Origin of the sequence: Acidisoma cellulosilyticum (assembly GCF_020621385.1) — a bacterium.
Classification (GTDB): Bacteria; Pseudomonadota; Alphaproteobacteria; order Acetobacterales; family Acetobacteraceae; genus Acidisoma; species Acidisoma cellulosilyticum.
On sequence record NZ_JAESVA010000033.1, the window covers coordinates 1 to 3,330 of the forward strand.

Sequence of the window (3,330 nt, forward strand, 5' to 3'; positions counted from 1 at the left end):
CGTAATCAGTCAGATCAAAGCGGGCCATGATTCGATCTCCTTTCAGAAATCGAATCACACCCCGCCGAGCCGTTCAAAGCTCTTTATGGGTTCATGTCCTAAACTAAACACGGGATGGGTTGGACTTGCTTCGCAAAAGTGGAGAGTATCCGTCTTGGTCAAGCAGATTTTGGCGTCCAGAAGCGGTTTACGAAGGAATTTGAGGATGAAGCTGTCCGCCTATCGCGGACTAGCGGACGGACGAAGCGGGAAATTGCGGCGGATCTCGGGATCGGCCTGTCGATACTGACGCGATGGGCGTCCCGCAGCCGGGACCGGGAGATGGATGAGCCGGAACGGCGGCCTCCCGGTGAGGATGCGGCGGCGGAGTTGAAGCGCCTGCGGCAAGAGAATGAAATCCTTCGCCAGGAGCGGGATATTCTCAAGCGGGCCACGGTTTTTTTCGCCAAGGAGGGAATTCGATGAGGTTTGACCTCATCGAATGGGCGAAGAAAGACTTCCCTGTCCAGCGGCTGTGCCATGTGTTGGGTGCCAGACAGAGCGGGTATTTCGCATGGGCGGGGGCGCACTCCGAGCGGTCGGCAACGGCAGGGCTGGTGCTACTTGCCCACGTCCGGTCGGTCTTCACCTTGTCGAGCGGCACCTACGGCAGTCCGCGCATGACCAGGGAACTATGTGATCAAGGCCTGGCTGTGGGACGTCGACGGACGGCGCCCCTCATGCGGGACAACGGCTTGCGCGCCCGGCAAAAGCGCCGCTTCAAGCGGGCGATGGACAGCGAACATGCCTGACCCGTCGCGCTGAACCTGCGCGGTCAGGATTTCACCACCACGGCGCCGAACCGGAAATGGTCGGCCGACATTTCCTACATCTGGATCAGAGAGGGCTGGCTTTACCTGGCGATCATGATGGACCTCTTCTCACGCCGCATTATCGGCTGGTCTGTCAGTGACCGACTGCATCGTAATCTTGCCTTGGCCGCGCTGCATCAGGCTTTTGCCATTCGCTGTCCAGATCCCGGTCTGATCTGCCACTCGGATCGAGGCGGCCAATTGTTCCATTGATTATCAGAGCGAGTTACGAAAACATGGTGCGCTGATTTCCATGTCCGGCAGATAAAATTGCTATGACAACGCCATTGTCGAGACATTCTTCAAATTCTGAAATCCGAACTCGTCTGGCGGACTGTCTTCATGACCCGTGCAGATGCCGAGACTGCCATCGGCCGTTCCATCGACAGTTTCTATAATCCCGTCCGGCGACACTCGTCGCTGGACTTCATCAGCCCTGCTGCCTACGAAAGGCAGGCAGCTTGACCCGAAACAGCTCTCCACTTTTCCAAAGCAAGTCCAGTCATCATCTTATACATCTTTGTGGCTCGACAGCAGTCAGAAGTTACTCTAACTGCAATCGATGCCCGTATTTCCTCTGGCAGAAAAAGTTTACTTGGCGTGCTCGGATTTAAATAGATGGAGCTAATCTAGCATTTTTCACTATAAAATCTTACAAAGATCCAGAAAAATAAACATTTAATTCTCTTTTATAAAAAGAATCAACTAATTGCTTTTCGAGATTCTCATCTTCTTTTGTAATAGGAAGAGCTGACTGTTCAGATCGCATATTATGAATATCTGGAATATCTTCCCCAGTAAGATTTTTGAGTAACCCGATAGCTTCTTTAGTCTTTGAGACATCAAACAAACTTGTATACCTTGATTTGGAAAGACCAAGATATCCCACCATCGAATCAGTATGGTGCCTGAAGTCATCAAAAATGCGACGATAATCTTGAAAATTACTTACTATTTCGGCATATTCTGGATTTGTATTAAGCCCGTAATAAGTGTTTTTACCTTGAGCTTCCCGCACTAGGCTCTGCGCTTCTCGAACATTTTTCCGAAAATAAGATCTTAGTCGATCTAACGGATGACGAGTAATAGCTATCTTAGTGTAATTTTTGTACTTTCCATCAAGATCTTGAAAGGGCACAATTTTTTCAAACTCTTGGACATGAAAATGAGATGCTTCGAGGCGCCGCTGCTTATTTGAAGCAACAAGAATTGCGTCTTTTACCGAAGAGGATCCACACTTAGGTATATTAACATAGACTAATTTCAAATTTTCAAGCACTAATAGTTTAGTATAGGGGATTTTGGCTGTTATTATATCCATAATATGAGGACGATTGAGCCTGAGAATAACATTGCGCATCATCGAGCGAGCAATCAGCTCGTCCCCTGTGATGCGGTAAGCTTTAGCTAGCTTGAGCCAGACATCTGGATGGTCCTGGACCTCCAAATAGCTTCTAAGCAATCCCAACGCCTTCTCCACATTTTCATTGGCGATGGCTTTACTCGACTCTTCCAAAATTTTTGCGACACCAGCCGCCTTTTTTTCATCGATTGGTGGCAAAGCCCCCGGAGCTTGATGAATTAAATCTGCATCCACGTCGATCGTCTCTCATTTCGAAATATTTGAAATATAGCCTTCAATTGGATAAGCGTCGAGTGTAATGTTGTGGGCTAGCGACTATTCTGTAGCAAATTCCCCCGCGTTATCTGTGTCAAGCAAAGAGATGCAGATTGCCCATAATCTGTGATGGCTTTAAGTGTTTAGTCCCAGGGTGTGATAGCGTATCATTATCGCAACCGGAGTGGAATGCGCTATGGGCCAGGTTCTTCATGGGAGCGCCACGACCACGCAGGCTGTTTGAGCGGAACTACAGCGATCGCAGGCTTCAGCCACGGCGCTCGCGCGGCGGTTCAGGATCAACGAAAAAACCGTGAGGAAGTGGCGGGAACGCGAGACGATCGAGGACGACGCCATGGGTCCGAAGGAACGACGCAGTTCCGTTCTTTTGGCCATTGAGGAGGCGGCCATCATGGCCCTCAGCGGCAGGCAGACCTGCCGCTGGACGATGTCTTTGTTGCTTTGAAGGATGTCATCCCGCATCTGACCCACGCCAACCTGCAAGGCCTATCTGTTCGTGGCCGTGGATCGCACCTCCAAACTAGTCTTCGCCAGGATTTATCGGAAGGCGACAAAGCTCGTCGCGGCTGGCTTCCTCAAAGCATTGCTCATGGCGGTTCCCTACAAGATCCACACCGTGCTGACCGACAATGATGTGCAGTTTGTCCAGCACGACAAGAGGGCCGAAAACCTGTCCATCGCCCATATCTTTGGCAGAGTTTATGCAGAGAGAGGCGGCGAGCGTAGGCTCGCCAAGCCGGGAGTGTCATGAATTTCGTGTGGGACGACGGTTTGAACATTTAGGCTGCCATGGCTTTGGTAAAGCGCTCGCCGAAGAGAACGGCGAACTGGGCCTTGGCC

1 protein-coding gene and 3 pseudogenes are annotated in these 3,330 nt (G+C 50.8%); 3 read left to right on the top strand and 1 reads right to left on the bottom strand.

The window, feature by feature from the left end; translation table 11 throughout:
• Nucleotides 1-147: 147 nt before the first annotated feature.
• Nucleotides 148-1,316: pseudogene (locus ACELLULO517_RS28355) on the top strand (IS3 family transposase).
• 187 nt (nucleotides 1,317-1,503) lie between these two features.
• On the opposite strand, the gene ACELLULO517_RS28360 reads toward ACELLULO517_RS28355, so the two are convergent.
• Nucleotides 1,504-2,448, bottom strand: coding sequence for a sulfotransferase family 2 domain-containing protein (locus tag ACELLULO517_RS28360; RefSeq protein WP_227310861.1), 945 nt, complete (start codon nucleotides 2,446-2,448; stop codon nucleotides 1,504-1,506).
• A 217-nt stretch (nucleotides 2,449-2,665) separates the two neighbouring features.
• Here ACELLULO517_RS28360 and ACELLULO517_RS29175 point away from each other — a divergent pair.
• A pseudogene (locus ACELLULO517_RS29175) lies at nucleotides 2,666-2,958 on the top strand (IS481 family transposase); the annotation flags it as partial.
• Between the two features lie 13 nt (nucleotides 2,959-2,971).
• Nucleotides 2,972-3,229, top strand: a pseudogene (locus tag ACELLULO517_RS29180) (DDE-type integrase/transposase/recombinase); the annotation flags it as partial.
• Nucleotides 3,230-3,330: the final 101 nt, after the last annotated feature.